We start from the raw sequence: 18392 nt of genomic DNA, 5'->3' as shown, positions 1-18392 counted from the left end.
AAGGGGACGCCCGCTCGGGCGGCGGGGGAGCGGTGTGTCCGCAGGAGCGACTACACTCCCGGGGGCCCGTTCGGCGCGGGCACCGGAGTGACGGCGACGGAAGCGTCGGAGAAACGCTGTGAGGACGCCTGCGACGGCAACGCCTCACGACGACACGAAGGCACGGCATGGTGGCAGGTCATGAGGGCGCGGCCGCCCTCGACGATCCGGTGGGCGAGTTGTTCAGGGGGCACCACTCACACCTCGCTCGCCGGCTCGGCTCGGCTGCCACGTACCCGACACCGGTCGCGACCTTCTCCGCGGTGTCCGCCGCCGCGGACGCGGCGGAGTGGGACGACCTGGCCCGGCTGCTCGGCCGGGGAGAACTCGCCGACATGTTCAGTTGCCCGGCCGTCCCGCCGCCGGACTGGGAGCCGGTCTTCACCCTCGAAGGCCGTCAGATGATCTGGAGCGGTGACGACCGCCCCGATCCACCTCGGGCCGAACCCGACTCCGGAGTGGTCGAACTGGGTTCCGCGGACGTGTCCGAGATGCTCGGTCTCGTCGAACGGACCCGGCCGGGGCCGTTCCGGCCGCGCACGCACGAACTCGGCACCTATCTCGGCATCCGCGAGAGGGGCACGCTGGTGGCGATGGCGGGTGAACGGCTGCGGCCTCCCGGCTGGACCGAGATCAGTGCCGTCTGCACCGCACCCGAGGCACGCGGCCGCGGTCACGCCGCACGCCTGGTACGCGCACTCGTCGCGCGCGTCGTGTCACGGCGGGAACGTCCCTTCCTGCACGTGGCCGAGTCGAACGCCGGCGCGATCGCGCTCTACGAGCGGCTCGGTTTCCGGACCCGCGGACAGGTGACCTTTCGCGGGTTCCGCACCCCGTGACGGCCCGGGGGCCTCGGCCCGACGGGCGGGGCGGACCGGGACCACGATCCCGGGGTGATGAGGGTCGGCCTTCGGCCGTGGCACGAGGTCGGAGGAGCGGAATCTCGGTTCAGGGGGCATCTGTGAACGTCGGTGTGCAACGCGGTGCGATCGCCGCCGTGCAGGTGCTCGGCCTCGCCGTGTGGTTCTCCATGTCGGCGGTGGTGCCCAGTCTGCGGAACGACTGGGGGCTCACGGCCGGCGGCGCGGTGTGGCTGACGGCCTCCGTGCAGATCGGCTTCGTCGCCGGGGCGGTCGCCTCGACCGCGTCGAACCTGGCTGATCGCGTCCCGGCCCAGCGCCTGCTCGCCGTCACCGCCGCGGCGGCCGCGGCCTGCACCGTGGTGCTGGCCCTGTTCGCCGACCGGCCGGCCGTCGCCGTTCCGCTGCGCTTCATGACCGGGGTGTTCCTGGCCGGCGTCTACCCCACCGGCATGAAGCTCATGGCCTCCTGGGCCGGCAGCGCCGGACGGGGCAGGACCATGGGCGTCCTCATCGCCGCCCTCACCCTCGGCTCCACGCTTCCCCATCTCATCGCCGGGCTGGAGGCGCTGCCCTGGCGCGGTGTCCTGCTCGCCGCGGCGGCGGCCGGACTCGCGGGCTCCGTCATCGCGCTGTTCCTCGTCCGGCCCGGCCCCCACGCGGCGTCGGCCGCACCCGTCCGCAACCCCCGGTACGCGCTGACCATGTTCACCGAGCGCGGGCCGCGCCTGGCCAACCTCGGCTACTTCGGGCACATGTGGGAGCTCTACGCCCTGTGGACCTGGATCCCGTCCTTCCTGCTGGCGGCCCCCGCCGCGGGAGGACTCCCGGGCTCGGTGGAGATCACGGTGTTCCTCGCCATGGGACTCGGCGGAGCGGCCGGCTGCCTGCTCGGCGGCTGGGGCGCGGACCGCTTCGGCCGCTCTCCCGCCGCCATGGCGGCACTTCTCACCAGCGGCCTGTGCTGCCTCCTCTCCCCGTTCCTCTTCCACGCCCCGCCCCTGCTCCTGTTCGCCTTCTGCACGCTGTGGGGCGCCGCGGTGATCGCGGACTCGGGGGTGTTCTCGACCTCGCTGAGCGAGGTGGCCGACCACCGCTACATCGGGACGGCGCTCACCGGCCAGACCGCGATCGGCTTCGCCCTCACCGTCGTCAGCATCCAGCTCACCCCCCTCCTCGCCGAGGCCATCGGCTGGGAACACGCCTTCCTCCTCCTCGCGCCCGGGCCCCTCGCCGGTGCCCTCGCCATGCGCGCCTTCGGCAGAGGCGCCGCCTCCGTCCTCTCCCCGCAGGGCGCCTCCTGACGACCGACCACGACGTGCGCCCCGCCTCGTGCAGCCGGTGCGAGAAGTCCTGCCACTCGTGCGACGACGGGCGACGACGGGCGGCGAGGGGATGCCGGCCCGAGGTTTCCCGTCGGCCACCCCGGGAGGCGCGCCCCCGCGCGGCCGGATGCGGGCGACGTCCCCGGCGGCCGTGACCGTGGACGCGCCGTTCACTCCCGCAGGGGCAGTGCCGTGAGCGCGCCTGCCCGGAGGACGTAGACGTGCCCGGGCGTCGCCGCGAGGGAGTGGGAGACCGTGTCCTGCGCGGGGCCGGAGTAGGTCCATGCGACCTTGTGGTCACGCAGGTCCACCGCGTACAGCAGCCGGCGCTCGTCGAAGGGGGTCAGCAGGGCCAGCCCGCCGCGCAGCAGGGGCTCGCCGGGCCACAGCCGCAGCGGGGCGCGGTGGTCCCAGCGGAACTCACCGGTCGCGGCGTCCAGCGCGATCAGCCGCCAGGCGGCCTGCTCGGCCGTGCCCCGGGTGTCCTCGGGCGCCGCCACGACGTACACCACGCCGTCCTGGACGGCCGGCGCACCGTAGACCGGTCCGCCGGGCCAGGTGCTGGGCTCCTCGGCCCCCCAGCGCCAGAGCGTCTCACCGCTGCGCGCGTCGAGCGCCAGCACCTCGCCCTGGCTGACGTGGATCCGCCCGCCCCGCACCACGGCCGCGCTCGGCGCCGGCAGGTCGCTCTCCTCGTCCACGTCGTACCGGGCCGGGTCGACCAACCGCTTGCTGTACAGCGTCCGGCCGGTGTCGGCGGCGCGGACGGTCAGCCCGAGCCGGGTGACGCACACCAGCCGCCCGCCCTCGACGACAGCGCTCAGCGGCTCGGCCCCCACACCCTTCTCCGGCAGTCCTTCGCGCCAGCGCTCCGCACCGCTGACGAGGTCGTACGCGCTCAGGAACGGCCGCGCGGGCTCCCCGCCCGGGCCGCGCAGCCCGGCCAGGACGTAGACCGTTCGCCGGTCGGCCGTCAGCAGGGCCGTCGGCTCGAGGGCGGGGTCGCCCAAGGAGTCGTGGAGAGGGGTCGTCCGGCCCGACTCCGGATCGAGCCGGAGGAGCGCGGGGCGGACCGGGGACGACCCCGCCACGCCGTCCTCCTCGTCGGGGACGGCGAGCAGCCCGCCGTCCGCGCCCAGGACGTCCCGCAGCGGGTCCCGCGACCACTTCTTCCGCCCGGTGGCGACGTCCACGGCGGTGTAGCGGGGCCGGAGCGCGTCCCTGACCAGGACGACACCGCCCGCCGCCACGGGCCGGACCTTGTTGTCGAAGGTCCCCGCGAACGTCCAGGCGGCCTCGGGCGGGCCCGCCCCGGCGTCCGCCGCGGTCCGCTCGCCGTTCCCGGCGTCCTGTCGCCCCTGCCGGGTGTACGCGACGACGCCCGCCGTCAGGGAGCCGGCCGCGAGGAGCCCTCCGCCCAGCGCGAACAGGGCCCGGCGCCGTGGCAGCGGCGGCGCGTCCGGCGACACGTCGGGCGCCGTCCGCGCGACGGCGCCCGGATCGGGCGCCGGTGAGCGTACGGGACGCAGATCCCACAGGCGCGTGGTGCGGTCGGCGAGGTCGGCGAGGACCGCCTCCGGCAGCGACTCCGCGAACGTGTCCCCTCCCGCCCCGAGTTCCGGGGAGAGCCGGGACGGCGCCGGGCGGTCCGCGGCCTCCTTGCGCAGGCAGGACGCGATGACCGGCCGCAGGCCGTCGGGTACGTGGGTCAGGTCCGGCTCCCCGTACCGGACGCGGTACAGGATGTCCGCCGCACTGTCCCCCGGGAACGGTGGACGCCCGGTCGCGGCGAAGAGCAGCACACCGCCGAGGGCGAAGACATCGCCCTCGGGGCCGTGGTCGTGCCCCGTCGCCTGCTCCGGTGACATGTAGGCCGGGGTGCCCACGACCTGTCCGGTCGCGGTGAGCCGCCGGGCGCCGAGCGCACGGGCGATGCCGAAGTCGATGATCTTCGGACCGGCCGCGGTGAGCAGGACGTTGGACGGCTTGAGATCGCGGTGCACGATGCCCGTGCGATGGATCTCGCCGAGCGCGTCCGCCAGGTGGGCGCCCACGGCGCGCACGGTGTGTTCGGGCAGCGGTCCCGCCAGGCGCACCGCTTCGTCGAGCGAGGGTCCGAGCAGGTACTCGGTGGCCAGCCAGGGCACGGCCCCGTCGGGGTCGCAGTCGACCACGGTCGCGCCGTGCCGGGCGCCGATCGCGCGTGCCGCCTCCGCCTCCAGACGGAACCGGATGCGGAACTCGGGTTCGGCGGCGAACCGCGGGTGCACCGTCTTGAGCGCGACGGTGCGCCCACCGGACGAGCGGGCCAGGAAGACCGTCCCCATGCCGCCGCTGCCCAGCCTGCCGATCAACCGGTAGCGGCCCAGGCGGTCCGGGTCGTCGTGGGCGAGGGGCTGCACGGGGCTCATGCGACGCTCACTCCACCGGGACGCCGTAGAAGTACCTGCCGTACCGGACCACGCAGATCCCGTCGACGGTCAGCAGCTCGTACGGTTCGAGGCCGCCGCCGTCCTGCTCGCCCACGGCCTGGAACTTCCACAGCCGCTCACCGTTCGCCGTGGCGAACGCGGTGACCTGGACGGCGTCGAAGGACAGCGCGGTCGCGCCGGACGGGCTGACGGCCACGGAGGGGGGTGCGCCGGTCCCGTCCAGGAAGCCGGTCCCACGGCTCCACTGCTGCCGGCCGCTGACCGGGTCGAGGGCGTACACGGTCGTGCCGCTGTCCGCGACGTACAGGGTGTCCTCGGTGAGGACCGGCCACCCGCACGCGCCGTACGGGCTCTTGTGGGGATTCCGCCAGAGCTCCCTGCCGGTGAGCAGCTCGTACGCCCGCAGCTCCTTGTCCTGCGAGGCGTACAGCGTTCCCGTACCGGACAGGGCGAGCAGGGCGGTGTCGGTCAGGCCGCCGATCGTTCTCGCCCACACCTCCCTGCCCGAGGCGCGGTCCAGTGCGAAGAACTCCTGCAGCCCCTCGGGCCGCTTCTTCCGTTCCTTCTTGTCCTTGGGCCGGGGTGCGTCCCGCCACGACACCAGGAGGTCGCGGTGGGGTGCGGCCCAGGCGACGTACTCGTTCTCCGCGAGGGGTCTTCGCCACAGCGGTTCGCGCCGTACGACGTCGTAGGCGAACAGGGTGCGCGTCTTCTCGTCGGCGCCGTCGGTCTTCGTGCCGGTGCCCGCGGCCTTCTCGACATTGCCCCTGAACCAGACCACCGCACCGTCCCGGGCCACCAGCTCGGGGCTGTGCATGTCCTCACCGGCTTCGAGGAGTTGCTCGTAGGGCACCTTGTGCCGGCGGGCACCGTTCTTCACGGAGCGCCACAACAGCCCCTGAACGCCCAGCACCACGAGAAGCTCGTCGTCGACCCGCAAGGGGTGGGCGGCAAGGTCCAGCGGTTCCCTGCGCCGCCACAGCTCCCTGCCGGTACGGACGTCCAGGGCGACGAGGGAGTCCCCCGGCACCAACAGCACGTCGCCGTGCAGGGCGGGGCTGCCGAAGAGCATCGTGTCCGGCATGTCGTACGCCCACAGCGCCGCCGGGGGCACTCCGGGGACGGGTTCGTGCGGCTTTCGCGCGGCCGGCTTCTTCGCCGCGGCGGGGCGCGAGCGGTCGTCGGTCGCCCACGCCGTGACGCCGCCGCCGAGCGCCAGCCCCGCCGCGCCGGACAGCACCCCGGTCAGCAGGGCCCTGCGGTCGAGGTTCGCGACACGGCGCGTGGTGGGCCGGGCCGGTGCGGTACCCCGCTCGCCCGCCGTGCCGGCTTCGGACGCCGGGCTCGCGCCGGTGGCGGCCGCCGGGCTCGCGTCCGGCACGGTCGGTGTGGCCGGGACGGTCGGTGTGGCCGGGACGGTCGGTGTGGCCGGGACGGTCGGTGTGGCCGGGACGGCGGGCGTGGCCTCCTCCCGGTCCTTCCGCGCCTCCAGCCCGAGCACGGCCGACGCCTGCTCCGCCAGGGCGGCGGTCAGCCGGGCCGGCAGCCAGCCCGCGCTCATCGCGGCCGCCGCGCCGGAGGGAGCGAGGACGGCCGCGAGCACGGACGGCTCCGGCCGCTGCGCCGGGTCCTTGGCCAGGCACCGGGCGAGCACCGGACGCAGCTCCTCGGGGACGGAGGCGAGGTCGGGCTCCTGGTGCGCGATGCGCTCGGCGGCCCGGTGGCGCGCGGCGCTCCGGGAGACGTCCCCGGCGACGGGACGCACGCCCGCGTGGTTCGCGTCGGCGTGGTCCGTGCCCGCGTGGCCCGTGCCCGCGTGGCCCGTGCCCGCGTGGTCCGTGCCCGCGTGGTCCGCGTCGAGGGGGTCCGTGCCCGCGTCGTTCACGTCGAAGGGGTTCGTGCCCGTGGCCGCGTACGCCAGCAGTGTGCCCAGCACGAAGACGTCGGCGGGCGGCCCCGGCCGGTGGCCGGCGACCTGTTCCGGTGTCAGGTAGCCGAGTGTCACGGCCAGTCCGCCTCCCGGCCCCTCCGCCGCCGCCGTGGCCGCGCCCAGCGGGCCGAACGCGCTGATCCGGGGACCGTCGGCGGCCAGCAGCACCACCTCGGGACCGAGCCCCTGGAACGCCCCGCCGGCCGCCGTGCGCGTGCGCTCGAGGGTCTCGGCGAGGGCCGCGCCCAGGACCCGTACGGCCGGCTCGGGCAGCGGCCCCGCCAGGGCCACGGCCTCGGCGAGCGAGAGGGAAGGGGTGAACGGCGAAGCGAACCAGGGCACCGGGTCGTCCGGGGCGGAGTCGAGTACGGGCAGCGCCCACGGCCCTGCCAGCCGTGCCGCCGCCGCGACCTCCTGGCGGAAGCGGCTGCGGAAGACGGAGACCGCCGCCAGCCGTGGTTCCGCCGCGGTGACGGTGACGGTGCGTCCGTCGCCCCCTCGGGCCAGGTAGCTCCGGGTGGTGCCCGCCCCCCGCAGCACCGCAAGTGCCCGGTACGGGCCGAACTGCCGTGGGTCTGCCCCGTTCAGATCCCTCACAGTCCCCAACCCCCCTTTGAGACAAGGACGGTGAGCAAGCCTAAGCCACCACGACATGCACACGTCGTCCACGCTGTCACAACGGAGTCACAGCGGCGGCAGGGCGAACAGCCGCTCCCCGCACTGCATGACCGGTATGCCGTTCACCACCGCCACCAGCCACGCGCCCGCCGGATCGCCCGGCGGGACGAAGCGGTACTGCTCCTCCATCGTGCTGATCCGTACGGCGAGGACACCGGCCGCCGGGTCGGCCGGCGTCAGGTGGACGCCGTCGCCCGCGACGACGGGGGCGACACCGGCACGCGGCCCCGACCGGCCACCGAACGGATCCCACGCCCCGCCCATGTCGAACTCCGCGCCGGAGCCCGGGTCCTGGCGCGCCACCCTGCGCAGGACGTCGCCGTCCACCGCGTACAGGTGGTCGCCGCGTACCGTGGGCGGCCCGAAGCCGGCGGCACCCTCGGCGGAGTCCTGGCTCGGCAGCTCCCAGAGCCGCTCGCCGTCCGCCGGACGCAGGGCGCGCAGTCGCGCGCCGCCCAGGTAGACGCCGTCGTCGTCCGCGGCGGGCCGCAGCGCGGCACCGGTACCGGTGTCCTGCCGCCAGGACTCCGCGCCGTCCCGGGTGCGCAGCGCGTGCATCACGCCGTCCTCCCCGGTGAGCAGGAGCAGCCCGTGGGCGAGGGCGGCCTGTGCGGTCGCCCCGGTGCCGGAGGGCGCCGTCCGACGCCAGCGCCGGGTGCCGTCCCCGGTGCGCACGGCCGTGATCCCGCCGGAGCCGTCGAGCCCGTACACGGTGTCACCGTCGACGGCCAGGAGCGTACGCAGCCCGCCGGAGCCGCGCCATCGCACGTCTCCCGTGTCCGGTGCGAGGGCGACCGGCGCGCCGTCCTCGTCGAGGGCGAGGGGCCGCTCGGCGGTCACCACGGTGCGGATGTTCTCCGTCCGCCAACGCTCCTCCCCGGTACGGGCGTCGAGAGCCACCACGCCGTTGCCGGGGAGCGCGGCCAGCAGCAGTGTTCCCGCCGCGGTCGGCGGGAACGGCGGCTCGGGCGCGAGGCCGGAGACCTCCCACAGGGGATCCGGCTGGGTGCCGGGGGCGCCCGTCCAGCGCGGCACGGGAGTCGCGGCCGCGTCGTTCCGGGTGCCGTCGTCGGCGTACCACCGCCAGGCCGCGGTGCCCGCGCCGGCGAGGAGCAGTGACCCGCCGGCCGCGGCGAGCACCGAGCGCCGTCGCGGCAGCCGCCGGCCACCCGGGCGTCCCCCGGGGACCGGGTGCCCGGCCAGCTCGGCGGCGCGGCGCTCGCGTGCGGCGATGTCCAGCAGTACGCCCGACGGCAGCCAGTCCGCCGGAACACGGGCGGGTACGCGCCCGAGGAGCGCCGCGCCCGCCCTTGTACGGCCGCCGCCCCCGCTCCACAGCTCCTGAAGCTCCGCCGCCGTCGGCCGCAGCGCGGGATCCTTGGCCAGGCATCGGGCGAGCACCTGGCGCAGCCCGTCCGGTACGGGGGTGAGGTCGGGCTCCTCGTGGGCGATGGCGAAGTCCACCAGCGCGGCGTGGGCGCCGAACGCGTGGTGTCCGGTGCTCGCGAAGGTGAGCAGTGCTCCCAGGACGAAGACGTCGCTCGGGGGCCCGATTTCACCGCCCAGGACCTGCTCTGGTGACATGTAGCCCGCGGAGCCCGGTCGCTGCGCGGCCAGGGTGAGAGCCGTCGCGTCCGGCACACGCGCGATGCCGAAGTCCACGACGCGCACACCGTCGGCGGTCAGCAGCACATTGGACGGCTTCAGGTCCCGGTGCACGACGCCGGCCGCGTGCAGCGCCAGCAGCGCGTGCGCGAGCAGGGCACCCAGCACGCGGACCGCCTCCGACGGCAGGGGCCCCCGATCGGTGACGGTGCGCTCCAGCGTGGGCCCGGGGACGAACTCTCCGGCGAACCACGGCACACGGCCGTCGAGGTCGGCGTCGTACACCCTCGCTATGCACGGATTCCGCACGGCACCCGCCGCGCGTATCTCGCGCTCGAAGCGCGCCAGGAAGTGTGGGTCACCCGCGTTCTCGGGCCGCAGGGTCTTCACCGCGGCCAGTCGCCGCCCCGCCTGCCCCAGATAGACGGTCCCCATGCCGCCGGCCCCGAGCACACCCAGCAGTCTCCACGGCCCGAGCCGTTCCGGATCGCCTGTCCCCAGAGGCCGCACCAGTTCCGCCACGGCGCCGATCGTAGGGGGTCGGGGCCGGAGCCGTCATCGACCGTCGATCACGATGTCGTCGAAGACCTCGAAGACCTCGAAGACCTCGAAGACCTCGAAGACCTCGAAGACCTCGAAGACCTCGAAGACCTCGAAGGCCCGAGGACAGCGATCTCCACGCCGGCCGGGACCCACCGGGGCATGCCGAAGACGGGCCCGAAAGCTCCGCCCGCACCTCGCGAGGCCGAGCTCAGGGCCACACCAGGCAGTAAGCCTGATGCCCCGCCTCGTGCAGTCGGTGCGAGAAGTCCTGCCACTCGTGCAGCAGCTGGTACACGTTGAACGCGTCACGCGGGCCGCCGCGGTCCGGGACCGTCGACCAGATGAAGGCCGCCGCGCCGACGGCCTCCTCGCCTATGCCGCGCAGCGGGTCGACGACCGTCATGGGGAGTTTCACGACCGCGTAGTCGGGGTGCAGGACGACCAGTTCCAGGGGTGGAACCTTGTGCAGGGGGACGCCCTCGATGCCCGTGAGGACCATCGCGGCCATGGTTTCCGGCTTGATCTTGGTGAACATGCCGTTCATGCCGAGTTCGTCGCCGCCGAGCTCCTCGGGGCGCATCGAGATCGGGACGCGGGCCGCGGTGGCGCCGTCCGGCGCGCCGAAATACTTGTACGTCACCCCCACCCGACCACCATTCCTGCTCCCCGCCCCGCTCAGGGGGCCGATCCGCTCCGGTTCACCGCGTGTCCGACGTGTCTCGTCCGTGTCCTCCGCCTCGCGTCGGTGCCTTCCCCGCCGGGCACGTCGAGGACCCAGGTCATCAGTCCCCTCGCCCAGTCCGCCACCGCGATGCATATCTCCACCCGACTGCTTTTCTAGGACGCGTGGCCCCCGCCGCGCAACCCGATCATCGTGTCAGTGACCTCCCCCACGGCCGCCCGCCGAAACGTACGGTCGGACATCTGCCCGCGGGAGCTTCGCAGCCTCCGGCCGGCCCCGACCGTGTGAGCTGTGTGTATCAGACGCCAGTTTCGCAGATCACGGCCGATCGGGGGCCGGATGCCGGAGGCCGCCCCTGGCCTACCCTGGACACGTCATACGCACCCGGAGCCGGGAAACCCCGGAATGTCGGAGAAGGTCGGAGAAGTCGCAGGTCATGAGCGAACTGCCATATTCATACGAAGCCCCAGCCTCGCAGGCACTGTTCGACCGTGCCGCGGCCGTCACGCCCGGCGGCGTGAACTCGCCGGTGCGCGCCTTCCGCGCCGTCGGCGGCACGCCCCGGTTCATGGTGTCGGGCACCGGCCCGTACCTGACCGACGCCGACGGACGCGAGTACGTCGACCTCGTCTGCTCCTGGGGGCCGATGATCCTCGGGCACGCGCACCCCGAGGTGATCGCCGCCGTGCAGGAGGCCGTCGCGCGCGGCACGTCCTTCGGCACGCCCGGTGAGGGCGAGGTCGCGCTCGCCGAGGAGATGACCGCCCGGATCGAGCCGCTGGAGCAGGTGCGGCTCGTCTCCAGCGGGACCGAGGCCACCATGTCGGCGATCCGGCTCGCCCGCGGGTTCACGCGGCGCACCAAGGTGGTCAAGTTCGCCGGCTGCTACCACGGGCACGTCGACTCGCTGCTCGCCTCCGCCGGTTCCGGGGTGGCCACGTTCGCGCTCCCCGACACGCCCGGCGTCACCGGCGCCCAGGCCGGCGACACCATCGTCCTGCCGTACAACGACCTCGACGCCGTGCACGCCGCCTTCGCCGCGCACCCGGATGAGATCGCCTGCGTGATCACCGAGGCGTCCCCGGGCAACATGGGCGTCGTACCGCCGCTGCCCGGGTTCAACCAGGGGCTGAAGGACGCGTGCGCCGCGAACGGCGCGCTGTACATCTCCGACGAGGTCATGACGGGGTTCCGGACCAGCCGCGCCGGGTGGTACGGCGTCGACGGGGTGCGGCCCGACCTGATGACCTTCGGCAAGGTGATGGGCGGCGGCTTCCCGGCCGCGGCCTTCGGCGGGCGCGCCGACGTGATGGGCCACCTCGCCCCGGCCGGCCCCGTCTACCAGGCCGGCACCCTCTCCGGCAACCCCGTCGCCACCGCCGCCGGGCTCGCCCAGCTGCGGCTGCTCGACGACGCCGCGTACGAGAAGGTGAACGCCGTGTCGGCGCAGATCCAGTCGCTCGTCACCGAGGCGCTCGGCAAGGAGGGCGTCGCGCACACGCTGCAGAACGCCTCCAACATGTTCTCGGTGTTCTTCACCGACCGCCCGGTGCGGAACTACGAGGACGCCAAGGCGCAGGACTCGTTCCGCTTCACCGCGTTCTTCCACTCGCTCCTCGCGAACGGCGTCTACCTGCCGCCGTCGTCCTTCGAGTCCTGGTTCGTGTCCACCGCGCACGACGAGCGGGCCCTCCAGCGGATCGCCGACGCCCTCCCGGCGGCGGCCCGAGCGGCGGCGGAGGCCACGGCATGAGCACTCCGGAGAAGGACGACGACGTCACCGTCGTCCACCTGATGCGGCACGGCGAGGTCGAGAACCCGGACGGCATCCTGTACGGCCGTCTCGCCGGCTACCACCTCTCCGAGCTGGGCCGGCGCATGGCCGACCGGGTCGGGGAACACCTCGCCTCCCGCGACATCACGTACGTCGTCGCCTCCCCGCTGGAGCGGGCGCAGGAGACGGCCGAGCCCATCGCCAAGGCGCACGGCCTGGACATCGCCACCGACGGGCGGCTGATCGAGGCGGAGAACGTCTTCCAGGGCAAGACCTTCGGCATCGGCGACGGCGCGCTGCGCCGCCCGGCCAACTGGAAGCACGTCGTCAACCCGTTCAAGCCGTCCTGGGGCGAGCCGTACGTCGAGCAGGTCATCCGCATGATGGGCGCGCTGAACGCGGCCAAGGACGCGGCGCGCGGACACGAGGCGGTGCTGGTCAGCCACCAGCTGCCGATCTGGATCGTGCGGTCCTACGTGGAGAAGCGGCGGCTGTGGCACGACCCGCGCAAGCGGCAGTGCACGCTCGCCTCGCTGACCACCTTCACCTACCAGGGGGACAGGATCGTCTCCGTCGGCTACAGCGAGCCGGCCCGTGATCTCGTCCCCGCGCATCTCCTGGCGGGCGCCAGGCCGGTGAAGGGGAAGAGCAAGGCGTTCGGGGCGTAACGCCCGCCGGACCGGCGCGACGCCCGACGGGGACCACGCTTTCGAAAACCGTTGCGAAACCCCCGCACACGGTCGGGAACCCCAGGCTTCGTCACGTCCTCTGAGTGAGTGACCACCAGAGGACGTGACGATCGGGGTTGCCATGCGCAGTCTCACCCGTAGGGGAATGCTCGGGCTCGGGGCGGGAGCCGCCGCCGCCGTCCCACTGGCGGGCTGCGGCGGCCACACGGATTCGGGTGGCGGGACCGACACGGGCGGCCCTCGCCCCGACGACCGGCCCGGCACGCCGAAGCCGAAGCCGACGAACACCGCCCGCCCGATCGGTGACGGCTCCACCTCCTTCACCGGCAGGCAGCCCCACCAGCCCGACGAGCCGGTGCCGCTGGAGCCGGGGCAGACCCCGCCGCAGTTCGTCGTCTTCTCCTGGGACGGGGCCGGCGAGGTCGGCAACGGCCTCTTCCCGCGCTTCCTGGACCTGGCCAAGGAGCACGGCGCGGCCATGACCTTCTTCCTCTCGGGCCTCTACCTGCTCCCCGAGTCGAAGAAGCGCCTCTACGACCCCCCGAACAACCCGCGCGGCGCCTCCGACATCGGCTACCTCACCGACGGCCACATCAAGGACACGCTGAAGAACCTCCGCCGCGCCTGGCTCGAGGGCCATGAGATCGGCACCCACTTCAACGGCCACTTCTGCGGCGGCTCCGGCAGCGTCGGCGGCTGGACGGCGCGGCAGTGGCGCAGCGAGATCGAGCAGGCCAAGTCCTTCGTCAAGGAGTGGCGGACCAACTCCGGCTGGACCGACCTGGAGCCGCTCCCCTTCGACTACGACAAGGAGCTCGTCGGCGGCCGTACACCCTGTCTGCTCGGCCAGGACAACCTGCTGCCCACCGCCCGCGAGCTCGGCTGGCGCTACGACGCCTCCTCGCCCGGCGGCCGCCAGGTCTGGCCGGTGAAGAAGCAGGGCATATGGGACCTTCCGCTCCAGCAGATACCGTTCCCCGGCCGCTCCTTCGAGGTCCTGTCGATGGACTACAACATCCTCGCCAACCAGTCGGTCAACTCGACCAACGCGCCGGCCCACCACCACCCGGGCTGGCGGCGGCAGGCGACCCAGGCGTACATATCGGGATTCAAGCGGGCATACGAGTCGAACCGTGCGCCGTTCTTCGTCGGCAACCACTTCGAGCAGTGGAACGGCGGCATCTACATGGACGCCGTGGAGGAAGCGCTCAAGCACATCGCGCGGGAGAAGGAGAAGGGCGGCGACGTGAGGCTCGTCTCCTTCCGGCAGTTCACCGACTGGCTGGACGTGCAGAGGCCGGAGGTGCTGGAGCGGCTGCGCACCCTGGACGTCGGTCAGGAACCGGCCGGTGGCTGGAAGGCGTTCGCCCGGGACGCCGGCACCACCGGGACGAGCACCACCGGAACAGGCACCGGCAACGCCGCCTGAAATGCGGGTTTCCGCCCGCACGGGGGGTGCGCAAGATCCCCAGAACGGGCATGCGAAACTTTTCACATGAGTGCCGCCAGCCGCGCCCCCCAGCGCTCGAACCGAGCCGATCACAGCTCGAACCGCGCCCTCCGCGTCCGCCGCCGCGCCACCCTGGCCGCCGGCGTGGCCGCGACCGCGCTGCTCGTCTCCGCGTGCGGATCGGGCGGGACGTCCGGCGGGGGCGGCAACACCAACTTCGTCACCGGCACCGACGGCATCTCCACGGTCCCCGAGGGCAAGCGGGTCGCCGCGCCCGACCTGTCCGGGAAGACGCTCGAGGGCGAGCAGCTCGACGTCGCCGACTACAAGGGCAAGGTCGTCGTCCTCAACGTCTGGGGCTCCTGGTGCAACCCGTGCCGCGCGGAGGCCAAGTACTTCGCCAAGGTGGCCGGGGACTACGCCGACCAGGGCGTGCAGTTCGTCGGCATCAACACGCGGGACGGCAGCACCACGGCCGCCCTCGCCTTCGAGAAGGACTTCGGCATCCCCTACCCGAGCCTGTACGACCCCACGGGCAAGCTGATGCTCCGCTTCGAGAAGGGCACCCTCAACCCGCAGGCGGTCCCCTCGACCCTGGTCCTGGACCGGGAAGGGAAGATCGCGGCCCGCTCGCTGACCTCGCTCAGCGAGGAACGCCTGCTGAAGATGCTCAAGCCGGTCGTCGCGGAGAAGTGACGTGACGGCCCTGCACACGCTCGCCGCCGAGACGGGCTACAACGGCACGGTGCTCAACGGCGCCCTGCTGGCCGCCCTGCCCATCGCCGTACTCGGCGGGCTGGTCTCCTTCTTCTCACCCTGCGTACTGCCGCTGGTGCCCGGCTACCTCTCCTACGTCACCGGCGTCTCCGGCACCGACCTGGCCGAGGCCCGGCGCGGCCGGATGGTCGCCGGCGCGTCCCTGTTCGTGCTCGGCTTCACCGTCGTGTTCGTCTCCGGCGGCGCCTTCTTCGGCTACTTCGGGCAGACCCTGCAGGAACAGTCGGGCGTCCTGTCCAAGGTGCTCGGCGTCCTCATGATCCTCATGGGTGTCTTCTTCATGGGCCTGATGCCCTGGCTCACCCAGCGCGAGTTCCGCTTCCACAAGCGCCCCGCGACCGGGCTGGTCGGCGCGCCCGTCCTCGGTGCCCTGTTCGGCATCGGCTGGACCCCCTGCATCGGCCCCACCCTCGCCTCCGTGCTGACCCTGTCCGCGCAGCAGGAGAGCGCCGGACGCGGCGCCGTACTGACCGTCGCGTACTGTCTGGGACTGGGCGTGCCCTTCGTGCTCGCCGCCGTGGCCTTCCGCAAGGCGCTCGGTGCCTTCGGCTGGGTCAAGCGGCACTACGTCTGGGTCCTGCGCATCGGTGGCACCATGATGATCGCAACCGGTGTGCTGCTGCTGACCGGCGCGTGGGACAGCCTCGTGGCGGAGATGCAGACCTGGTCCAACGGCTTCACTGTGGGGATCTGACCCGATGAGCAAGACGACAACCGACGACACCCCCACGGCCGCCGACGACCAGGACCTCGGCGCCGCCGGCTCCCAGCTGTCCACCGCTCCCACCGAGGAGCCGCCCCACCTGCCCGCCCTGGGCGTCATCGGCTGGGCCCGCTGGTTCTGGCGGCAGCTCACCTCCATGCGGGTCGCGCTGCTGCTCCTGCTGCTGCTGTCGCTGGGCGCGATCCCCGGCTCGCTCATCCCGCAGACCGGGATCGACGAGACGGCGGTCGCCGACTTCCGCGAGCGCCACGACGTCCTCGCGCCGGTCTACGACAAGCTCGGGCTCTTCGACGTCTACAGCTCGGTGTGGTTCTCGGCGATCTACATCCTGCTGTTCGTCTCCCTCATCGGCTGCATCGTGCCCCGCACCTGGCAGTTCGTGGGCCAGCTGCGCGGCCGCCCGCCGGGCGCGCCGCGCCGGCTGACCCGGCTGCCCGCCCACACCACCTGGCGCACCGAGGCCGAACCCGAGCAGGTCCGCGAGGCCGCGCTCGCCCTGCTGAAGAAGCGCCGCTTCCGCGCCCACCTCGCCGGTGACGCCGTCGCCGCCGAGAAGGGCTACCTGCGCGAGGTCGGCAACCTGCTCTTCCACATCGCGCTGATCGTGATGCTGATCGCCTTCGCCTGGGGCCAGCTGTTCAAGTCCGAGGGCAACAAGCTGGTCGTCGAGGGCGACGGCTTCGCCAACACGCTCACCCAGTACGACGACTTCAAGTCCGGCAGCCTCTTCACCAACGACGACCTGGTGCCGTTCAGCTTCGACGTGAAGGAGTTCACCGGCACCTACGAGCGCACCGGCCCCAACAAGGGCACCCCGCGCACGTACGAGACCGAGCTCACCTACACCGAGGGCGCCGACGGCGAGGAGAAGACGGCCCTCGTCAAGGTGAACAAGCCGCTGAAGATCGGCGACGCCAAGGTCTACCTCGTCAGCCACGGCTACGCGCCCGTCGTCACCGTCCGCGACGGCAAGGGGAACATCGTCTTCCAGGACGCCGTGCCGCTGCTGCCGCTCGACGCCAACGTCACCTCCTCCGGCGTGGTCAAGGTCCTCGACGGCTACCGCAACCCCGAGGGCGAGAAGGAGCAGCTCGGCTTCAACGCCTTCTTCGTGCCCACCTTCGGCGGCTCAGCCAGCGGCACGATGCTCTCCCAGTTCCCCGCGCTGGACTATCCGGTGCTCGCGCTCTCCGCCTACCACGGCGACCTGAAGGCCGACTCCGGCATTCCGCAGAGCGTGTACCAGATGGACAAGACCAAGATGAAGGAGTTCAAGGACTCCGAGGGCGAGCTGTTCAAGAAGCTGCTCACGCCCGGCGAGACCATGACGCTCCCGAACGGCGCCGGCTCGGTCACCTTCGAGAAGGACGTCAAGGAGTGGGCCGGCTTCCAGGTCGTCCAGGAGCAGGGCGGCGGCTGGGCGCTCGGCGCCGCCGTCGCCGCGATCGCCGGCCTCGCCGGCTCCCTGTTCATCCAGCGCCGCCGCGTGTGGGTGCGCGCGGTCGAGGGCCCCGACGGTGTGACCGTCGTCGAGATGGCCGGCCTCGGCCGCAGCGAGTCCGCGAAGGTGCCCGAGGAACTCGGCGAACTCGCCGGCATCCTCTACGACCGGGCACCGGGCGCACCCGATCCCTCCCCGGACCCGACCGGTCCCACCGACACCGACACCGACACCGAAGCCGTACCTGCCGAAGGGGCTGAGAAATGACTCTCGCCGCCGCAACAGATCTGGCCGCCGCGGCCAACGAGAACCTCGCGGAGATCAGCAACGTGCTGGTCTACTCCGCGATGGCGGTCTACACCCTCGCCTTCTTCGCGTACATCGCGGAGTGGACCTTCGGCAGCCGCAGCAAGGTCGCCCGGACCGCCGCCGCCCTCACTCCGAAGGCGGAGGCGAGGAAGGCACCGGCCGTCACCGTCAACCAGGCCGGCGGCACGGCCGTACTGGAGCGGCCGAAGGTCGTCGTGCGCGCCGCGGCCGGATCGCGGGACGTGCCCGACGGGCCCGGGGCGCACGGCGGGGACGAGAAGGGCGACCTCTACGGGCGCATCGCCATCTCCCTCACCGTGCTCGCGTTCTGCCTCTCCTTCGGCGGCGTGCTCACCCGCGCGCTGTCCGTGGAGCGGGCGCCGTGGGGCAACATGTACGAGTTCAACATCACTTTCTCCACCACCGCGGTCGGCGTGTACCTCCTGCTGCTGGCGCTGAGGAAGAACGTCCGCTGGCTCGGCCTGTTCCTGACCACCTCGGTCCTCCTCGACCTCGGTATCGCCGTCACCTGGCTCTACACCGAGAGCGACCAGCTCGTCCCCGCCCTCCACTCGTACTGGCTGTACATCCACGTCTCCACGGCGATCCTGTGCGGCGCGGTCTTCTACGTCGGCGCGGTCGGCGTGATCCTCTACCTGTTCAAGGACGCGTACGAGAACAAGCTCGTGAACGGCGGCAAGCCCGGCAGCTTCGCCACCTCCGTCCTGGAGCGGCTGCCCGCCGCCGCCTCCCTCGACAAGTTCTCCTACCGCGTCAACGCGGCCGTGTTCCCGCTGTGGACGTTCACGATCATCGCGGGCGCCATCTGGGCCGGCGACGCCTGGGGCCGCTACTGGGGCTGGGACGCCAAGGAGGTCTGGTCCTTCATCACCTGGGTCGCCTACGCCGCCTACCTGCACGCCCGCGCCACCGCCGGCTGGAAGGGCCGCAAGGCCGCCTACCTGGCCCTGCTCGCCTTCGGCTGCTGGCTGTTCAACTACTACGGCGTCAACATCTTCGTCTCCAGCAAGCATTCGTACGCGGACGTCGGCCTGGGCGCGCTCCAGTCGGTCGGCTTCTGAACCCGGACACACCGGCAGGCCGGTTCCCTGTGACCTGAGTCACGGGAACCGG

The 18392-nt window shown here is 72.8% G+C and carries 14 protein-coding genes; 9 read left to right on the top strand and 5 right to left on the bottom strand.

Annotated elements, in window-relative coordinates:
• Positions 1-167 precede the first annotated feature (167 nt).
• Positions 168-878: a GNAT family N-acetyltransferase gene (locus tag KUM38_RS29420; RefSeq protein WP_217133688.1), complete on the top strand. Its 711-nt coding sequence runs from the start codon at positions 168-170 to the stop codon at positions 876-878.
• A gap of 122 nt (positions 879-1000) precedes the next feature.
• Entirely contained in the window at positions 1001-2203 is a 1203-nt protein-coding gene (locus tag KUM38_RS29415; protein ID WP_217133686.1) for an MFS transporter, read from the top strand.
• 191 nt (positions 2204-2394) lie between these two features.
• On the opposite strand, the gene KUM38_RS29410 is transcribed toward KUM38_RS29415, so the two are convergent.
• From KUM38_RS29410 to KUM38_RS29390, 5 genes are all read right to left on the bottom strand, one after another.
• Positions 2395-4635, bottom strand: coding sequence for a PQQ-binding-like beta-propeller repeat protein (locus KUM38_RS29410; RefSeq protein ID WP_217133684.1), 2241 nt, complete (start codon positions 4633-4635; stop codon positions 2395-2397).
• A gap of 7 nt (positions 4636-4642) precedes the next feature.
• The gene (locus tag KUM38_RS29405) at positions 4643-7183 is read right to left on the bottom strand and encodes a PQQ-binding-like beta-propeller repeat protein (protein ID WP_217133682.1); all 2541 of its coding nucleotides are present in this window, start codon (positions 7181-7183) and stop codon (positions 4643-4645) included.
• A gap of 87 nt (positions 7184-7270) precedes the next feature.
• Positions 7271-9391: a PQQ-binding-like beta-propeller repeat protein gene (locus KUM38_RS29400; protein ID WP_217133680.1), complete on the bottom strand. Its 2121-nt coding sequence runs from the start codon at positions 9389-9391 to the stop codon at positions 7271-7273.
• 33 nt (positions 9392-9424) lie between these two features.
• A complete protein-coding gene (locus KUM38_RS29395) occupies positions 9425-9565 on the bottom strand; it encodes a hypothetical protein (protein ID WP_217133678.1) in 141 nt (46 codons plus the stop codon).
• Between the two features lie 55 nt (positions 9566-9620).
• The gene (locus KUM38_RS29390; protein ID WP_003992141.1) at positions 9621-10058 is read right to left on the bottom strand and encodes a hypothetical protein; all 438 of its coding nucleotides are present in this window, start codon (positions 10056-10058) and stop codon (positions 9621-9623) included.
• Between the two features lie 472 nt (positions 10059-10530).
• Here KUM38_RS29390 and hemL point away from each other — a divergent pair, with 472 nt between their 5' ends.
• From hemL to ccsB, 7 genes are all read left to right on the top strand, one after another.
• On the top strand, positions 10531-11847 hold the full coding sequence (gene hemL, locus KUM38_RS29385) for a glutamate-1-semialdehyde 2,1-aminomutase (protein WP_217133676.1): 1317 nt from the start codon (positions 10531-10533) through the stop codon (positions 11845-11847).
• The gene (locus KUM38_RS29380) at positions 11844-12536 is read left to right on the top strand and encodes a histidine phosphatase family protein (protein WP_217133674.1); all 693 of its coding nucleotides are present in this window, start codon (positions 11844-11846) and stop codon (positions 12534-12536) included. Before hemL ends, KUM38_RS29380 begins: the two co-directional genes overlap by 4 nt.
• 166 nt (positions 12537-12702) lie before the next feature.
• Complete coding sequence (locus tag KUM38_RS29375) at positions 12703-13986, top strand: hypothetical protein (protein WP_217133733.1); 1284 nt, start codon at positions 12703-12705, stop codon at positions 13984-13986.
• Positions 13987-14052: 66 nt separating this feature from the next.
• Positions 14053-14703 carry a TlpA disulfide reductase family protein gene (locus tag KUM38_RS29370; protein WP_217133671.1) on the top strand — a complete coding sequence of 217 codons (651 nt, stop codon included), beginning with the start codon at positions 14053-14055 and terminating at the stop codon, positions 14701-14703.
• Position 14704: 1 nt separating this feature from the next.
• Positions 14705-15478, top strand: a complete 774-nt coding sequence (locus KUM38_RS29365) for a cytochrome c biogenesis CcdA family protein (protein WP_217133669.1) — start codon at positions 14705-14707, stop codon at positions 15476-15478.
• A 4-nt stretch (positions 15479-15482) separates the two neighbouring features.
• Positions 15483-17216: a cytochrome c biogenesis protein ResB gene (locus tag KUM38_RS29360; protein WP_217133665.1), complete on the top strand. Its 1734-nt coding sequence runs from the start codon at positions 15483-15485 to the stop codon at positions 17214-17216.
• On the top strand, positions 17213-18340 hold the full coding sequence (gene ccsB, locus KUM38_RS29355; RefSeq protein WP_217133663.1) for a c-type cytochrome biogenesis protein CcsB: 1128 nt from the start codon (positions 17213-17215) through the stop codon (positions 18338-18340). The genes KUM38_RS29360 and ccsB overlap by 4 nt, the downstream gene beginning before the upstream one ends.
• Positions 18341-18392 lie beyond the last annotated feature (52 nt).

The organism is Streptomyces sp. AC558_RSS880 (assembly GCF_019049255.1).
Classification (GTDB): domain Bacteria; phylum Actinomycetota; class Actinomycetes; order Streptomycetales; family Streptomycetaceae; genus Streptomyces.
This window is presented reverse-complemented; position numbering and strand designations above follow the sequence as displayed.

Bases quoted from the DNA above. Each gene is read 5' to 3' on its own strand.
- hemL (WP_217133676.1), top strand. From the start codon at position 10,531: ATGAGCGAACTGCCATATTCATACGAAGCCCCAGCCTCGCAGGCACTG.
- KUM38_RS29375 (WP_217133733.1), top strand. From the start codon at position 12,703: ATGCTCGGGCTCGGGGCGGGAGCCGCCGCCGCCGTCCCACTGGCGGGC.
- KUM38_RS29380 (WP_217133674.1), top strand. From the start codon at position 11,844: ATGAGCACTCCGGAGAAGGACGACGACGTCACCGTCGTCCACCTGATG.
- ccsB (WP_217133663.1), top strand. From the start codon at position 17,213: ATGACTCTCGCCGCCGCAACAGATCTGGCCGCCGCGGCCAACGAGAAC.
- KUM38_RS29370 (WP_217133671.1), top strand. From the start codon at position 14,053: ATGAGTGCCGCCAGCCGCGCCCCCCAGCGCTCGAACCGAGCCGATCAC.
- KUM38_RS29420 (WP_217133688.1), top strand. From the start codon at position 168: ATGGTGGCAGGTCATGAGGGCGCGGCCGCCCTCGACGATCCGGTGGGC.
- KUM38_RS29360 (WP_217133665.1), top strand. From the start codon at position 15,483: ATGAGCAAGACGACAACCGACGACACCCCCACGGCCGCCGACGACCAG.
- KUM38_RS29410 (WP_217133684.1), bottom strand. From the start codon at position 4,635: ATGAGCCCCGTGCAGCCCCTCGCCCACGACGACCCGGACCGCCTGGGC.